This window comes from Bacteroides sp. 1001136B_160425_E2 (assembly GCF_015559655.1).
Classification (GTDB): Bacteria; Bacteroidota; Bacteroidia; order Bacteroidales; family Bacteroidaceae; genus Bacteroides; species Bacteroides luhongzhouii.
In genome coordinates, this window is record NZ_JADMQH010000041.1 from 1 (window position 1) to 6,074 (window position 6,074).

General features: G+C 38.1%; 5 protein-coding genes. All 5 read right to left on the bottom strand.

Annotated elements, in window-relative coordinates:
- Positions 1-3,181 (bottom strand): DUF6443 domain-containing protein (locus tag I2I04_RS22815; protein WP_229127038.1); only part of this gene is annotated, 3,181 nt, incomplete at its 3' end.
- An 11-nt stretch (positions 3,182-3,192) separates the two neighbouring features.
- Complete coding sequence (locus I2I04_RS22820; protein ID WP_195655924.1) at positions 3,193-3,765, bottom strand: hypothetical protein; 573 nt, start codon at positions 3,763-3,765, stop codon at positions 3,193-3,195.
- A gap of 23 nt (positions 3,766-3,788) precedes the next feature.
- A complete protein-coding gene (locus I2I04_RS22825) occupies positions 3,789-4,196 on the bottom strand; it encodes a hypothetical protein (RefSeq protein ID WP_195655925.1) in 408 nt (135 codons plus the stop codon).
- Positions 4,197-4,680: 484 nt separating this feature from the next.
- Positions 4,681-5,100 carry a hypothetical protein gene (locus I2I04_RS22830; protein ID WP_195655926.1) on the bottom strand — a complete coding sequence of 140 codons (420 nt, stop codon included), beginning with the start codon at positions 5,098-5,100 and terminating at the stop codon, positions 4,681-4,683.
- 230 nt (positions 5,101-5,330) lie between these two features.
- Positions 5,331-6,074 (bottom strand): RHS repeat domain-containing protein (locus I2I04_RS22840; protein WP_195655928.1); only part of this gene is annotated, 744 nt, incomplete at its 5' end.

The following is a 6,074-nucleotide window of genomic DNA, read 5'->3' on the forward strand; positions in this document are numbered from 1 at the left end:
TACTGTCATAAGCATATTCAACAGACTCGTGCGAACCGTCCTTGAAGTCCATAGACATAGAGAGACTGGGATTGGCGCCCTTGTCTTCAACACTCACCAGCTGATTACCATCGTAACTCATGATCAAGTCATCAATAACGCCATAGGTCGTTGTACCTATATTACCATGACGGGTCAGATTTAACATATTACCATGCTTGTCATAACTGTAGAAAGTACTGAACTTGTCACTGGACGTATTACCCTCCAGATAACCGGCACCAGTCAATCGGGAAAGGTTGTCATAGGAGAAATTATAACCACGAGCCTTATCACCGGACACATTCCAGTCGATACCGGAGATATTCCCGTTATAACACGAGACATTCGTTCCGTTAGGACGACGCTCATTGTAATAAAGACTCTCATTGAACAAAGGACCGACGATACTCTTCACCCACGAACGGACATTATAAGTGTAATCTGTCTTCAAATTCGGATTACCATTGCGGTTGTTGGATTTTAAACGCCCCAGTTCATCATACTCATTAGAGACCAGAACAACAGGTGAACCGTCATTCAACTGATGAGTGGTAGTCAGCAAACGACCCGCATGATCATAAACATAGGAGTATATTTCCGTCTGTGTAGCTTTGCCTGTAGCAGAATGAACATGTTTTCGCTTGATCGGCTGGCCCACAAAGTTATATGCGACGTATTCCTTATCTTTTCCGTCAGTAAGATGATTACTGGACTTGGACTGAATCAACCGCCCATTAGAGTCATAGTACATCACAGAATAAAGATACGTAGTACTTATACCTGAAGGCGCTATCTGGGCAGTGAGAATTCCGGTCAACAAACCTTTACTTTTATATTTATTTGTTATCTGATGATCTCCGTAGCATATTCCATAACCAGATTCTGCAGAATATTGAGTATCAATACTATTAGGGATTCCATTATTACCAAGGAAAGTATAGTCATCATAGTAATTGACGGATAATATCACTGGACTAACTAGATTAATACCACTAGGCTGAGCATACCCTTTATAGACATTATTCGTATCGGATCTGTTTGTTTCCACTACAACAGCCGCCAAAGGGCTAGCAGCGTAATCAAAACTGTTATTGCATTTACCCGACAGTACTATCCGTCCAAGCGCATCAGGAATGGAGAATGCCCATTCACCTTTAGCCCTCTGTTCACCATCCTGGCTAAATATCAGCCGATCTGCCTTATCATAGATAAAATAGCTCCAATCGCAGCCAGGTATTTTCTTGGCTATACAACGGTTGCGACTGTCATATCTATACTGGTAGGCTAGCAGATCAATCTTGTCTTGTGCGATACCCTCGTCATTAATTTTTGGAGGTAGTACAAAACATACGTTTCCAAAATCATCATATACATAGTAGGTATCAAATATTTCGTTTCCTTTCAACTGACGGATAAGAACTATTTGTCCTAGCTTATCCTTTATTTCATAAGATGCGTTTCCGTCCTCATCTTTTATCTCGGTAACAAAGAGCTGTCCGGTAATATAGCTACCACCCTGAATCAAGGTCGGGCTCTGAGAGGATCCTCCCACCATGTAGAGTTTGCAGTTCAGGGTGGCACTCTCGGAGATATTGGTCTTATAGTTGGTTGCAAGGCATTTTCCGTTGTTAAGCCAGTCGGCACCAGGACTATACTGTTGAAGCACCCGATTCAAGGAAGAGTTTTCATATATGACCATTGAATAGGGATGGGTATCGTTATTGTAAATATCCGGTGACAAAATTTTGAACTCAGTAGGCATAACGAACTGTCCGTTTGAATTTTCAGATACGCGTGGTAACCATTCCCGGAATGGACGACCAAACTCGTCGTAATCCTGTTGGGAGATGATATCCTTCCCGAGCGGTGATGCCGCTACAAGGACAGATTCGGAAGGACGTCCCAAGCCATCGAAGTAGTCAATGCTCACACGACTGTCAGAACCATCTGCTTCTGTATACATACAGGTAAGGATGAAATTATTACCCATATCTGGATCTGTTTGTTTTTCAATAACAGATATTTCAGTAATGATACTCATATTCTGGGTTCTCCCTTCGGAAACAACATAATATGTTCCAGGTACAAGCTTATTGGCCATCAATCCCGTAATCCCATTTTGTGAACTTTGAATAATATTCTCGTTAGAATCCAGTAAATAAATTGCAGTTGCATAGTCGACATCTGTACTACCCGTAGATGAACGGTTAGATATTGAAATGTCCATATCCTTTGTAAGTTGTAGTTTATAGAAGACTTCATTGGTCGGAAGACCAAATGCATTTTTTGAACTGGTAGTATTGAATGTATTGGAGATAGTTCTATTTCCCGATATCTTCCCTAAATCAATGATCGTTTTAGATAATTCAGACCTAATATCCACAGAAAATATTCCGTCGGTATCCCGCCCCTCAACAATCAGATAATAAGTCTCTGATGGTAATTGTTCCACTTCTAAAACCCCATTTTGCGAAGTGGCAATTAAATCGTTTGATGAATTGAGTAGATACAGATTTACATTTTTTAAATCAGAGGAACTGTTTAAAGAAACGGAAAGCTTCATAGAAGCATTCATTTTAAACTGATAATAAATGTCTTTTCGAAGTGAATTGCCATATTCATTAGAGGCTTTCCGAGTATCACCGCTTACCACCCTCAATGAATCCATAAATATATTGCCAAGATCATATTGCATTATACTTGGCTCCGATTCCATGCGGGTTTCAATAATACCATTAGTGATCAAACCATTAGAATAGCCTCCTTCTACTATCATATAATAAGTACCTTTAGGTACAGTCGCATATATAAGATAAGGTGGATTGGTTAATTTAACAATTGGCATGACGGGATCAGGAAGCATATCCTCCTCCACTATATAAATATATGATCCCATGCTAGACATACTGGCTTCCGCAATAATGGACATCGGTCTTTCTGCAACAAATCGATAAAACACATCATTAGGAGACGTACTCCATTGCCAATCAGCCGGACGATATGAGTCTGAAGTTGTACGAGTATCTACTGTGTAATAATTGACAAACTTACTTAATGGAAGCACTCCAAGGTCTATAACCTTTTTGTTGGTATTTTGCCCATAAACAATAGAACTTAAACAACAAAGCAAAAAGAGAATATAATAATATAAGTATCTCATAATGTTACTTTTTAGTTAGCATAATTATATTCATATTCTTCAATAACATTCCCCGCATGGTCTTTCTTACGAAGAAGACGCCCATAAGCATTGTATTCATAAGTAATAGTCAATCCTGCTGGAGTGGTAACAGTTAGCATACCTACCAATGGCTGGTAGGTATAGGTGGTGACATGGGCATTGGGCAAAGCACTTTGTAGGCTACCATCCTGCAGCTTCGATTCATTAGGCACTGCTAAAGTCGCTAGCGCATTAATACTTGCAACTTCGAAAACTGACTTAACTGCAGATTCGACTTCGGACAATGTGGCATTCTTTATTTCCGCAATAGGATATTGTCCGCTATACGACCAGAGATAAACAATTGCGTTTGTTTCATCTTTTGCGGAATAAAGGGCATTACCATAAGTATCATAGTTATAATAAGTAATACGAGGTTCCAGTGCTGTTCCTGAAAATTGCTGCCTTATAAACTCTGGAGCTATCAAGTTATCTCCCCAATTTTTATATTCTATTTTTTCCTTACATAGGAAAGTCTCGTTTCTATATTGTACTTTTTCTATTACCGGAGAAAGTATGTTCATACTCACCATTGTTTTATATGGCTCTATACTTGAAAATATGATAGGCTTATTGAATGTTCTAATCCCCCTGATTTTATAGTATATATGGGTATTGTAATATTGGGAATTCCTACATTCATATCTACCGGATACGTTCCATAACGTTCCATGCCCGCGACCTCTGGAGATATTATTGTAGTTATTGTACTTTTGTATATATTCCGCCATGACGTATCCTGCCCATACATAGACAGAGACATTGCGTATAATAAAGTAAAGACGCCCGCTTTTATATAATGAACTTTCGTATTTTGGGGTAATTTTCTATCTGTTTTTCTTATTGGGAATTTTATCGGAGGAACACCCCACATAAAGATTGAATTATTATGGGTATAACATTTTGCATTTGTTGCATATCTCTTAAAGTAGGAAGCAAGAGCCAGTGTTTTCATAGTCTTTACTTTTTGATATTACATAATGTTTACCAAGTATTATATGTAATGCATGAATATTAAATAAAATAAAAGGCTTTTTACAAAAATAAAAAAAACATCGCGCTTTTACAATGATTTTAATAAAATTTATTTCTAAAAAGATGTTTATTAATCATTTGAATAGTTACTAAGAATAGGGCGAATACAAAAACTGAAAGACACGGATTTTCTAAAAACATCTCCGCCATCGGATCAATTCTGGTGAAACGTCCGGAAATAATATCCATCTATCGGGCATCGTAATCATACAGGTTCAATCCATTATCCGTATCCAGTTCCTTGCCGTTATACTTATAAGACTGCTTTTAAACCACACCTTGTTTTTATATTTTTACACAAATTATTATTACATATACACCAACTAAGTTTACTATCAATCAAACTAACCACACTATTGTTGCAAACTTATAAATCCATATATATAAAACCATGGTTATAAACTCTACACCCCAACAACAGGATAATTCTTCAGAATACCTTGGACCTGATATAACAAACCATCAATAGATGTAAAATCAGTCTTTATTGTAAACATCAAAGAGCTATCTCCATACGATGATTTAGCCGTTCCAATCCATTGAATATTTCCACTCATTTCAACTTTTCCCTTTAGATAAATCCCCTCCTCCATTGTAGTAAACTCTATCTCATTAGATTGAGAAGCTTTTAGCCTTTCTAAATCTCTATTAAAACGACTAAAATCATCAGTTCTTAAATTCGCACCAAAACAGGCATTAAACCCAGGAATAGTTATCCTGATCTCTGTTTCAATCCAGTTTCCATCTTCAAAGTCAAAGCTTTCAGGATGACTTCTTCGTAAAATTTTTATTTCCAAGAATCTACCTTCTCCTTTCAGTATCATAACATTTTTATTAGTGCCAGACAACAGTCACTATATCTCCAGCAATATTTGTAACTATTCTTAAATTATCTCTAATATACACTATTGTGCCTGGGGTTCCTCCTGGCATGGTTTGGGCAGGGTGTCGGACAACGTCGAGAACAGCCGTTGGGGAAATAATCCCCCTTTTTTGCATCTGTTCAAGAGCATGAGCAGTAAATTTCGTCCCATCTATAATTGTTGGAGTATTTTTAGCCACAGAAGTCATTACATTTCCACTCCTGCCTGCCAACCGGTGTCTTTGCCAGATGTGTTTCCTCAACAGTCGCACTTATACCGTTTACTAGTTCATTTCCTGATTTAAGAAATGGAACTGGCATAATTGTAAGTGTTGCAGGCTGGAGCATTTTAGCAATAGCATTTATTCGACTCTCCACCCTCACATATTCCATTCCATGGGCTTCACAAATATCCTGAAATTTAAGATCTGCAATGTATGCATTCCACTGTTCCTCAACCTTTAAGTTTCGCCCCGAGTTTCTTCCATCCCAATCAAATATTCGATTTACTGTAGCCCCTCCCTCATCACCTAAATATTCTGACTGAGTACTTACGAAATACTCCCCACCAGTATCTTTTAAAATTTGATCTCCTCCATTAAATAATTTATATAACCATGCACCAAATTTTGACGAGAAAGTACCCGTTGGGTCAACTAAATTTGTCGGGTTGTTCATACAATATACATATGGACTCAGATTATAATACTGTTCCGCCATCGGATCAACACTGGTGAAACGTCCGGAAACAATATCCATCTGCCGGGCATCATAATCATACAGGTTCAATCCATTATCCGTATCCAGTTCCTTACCATTATATTTATAAGGCTGCTTGTCTGCAAAGGTACCCTCTGTGAAAGACATACCATAAGGATAATAGTGAGTCGTCTGAACAACAGTTCCATCAGACCTGGCCACAACACGGTTGTTACC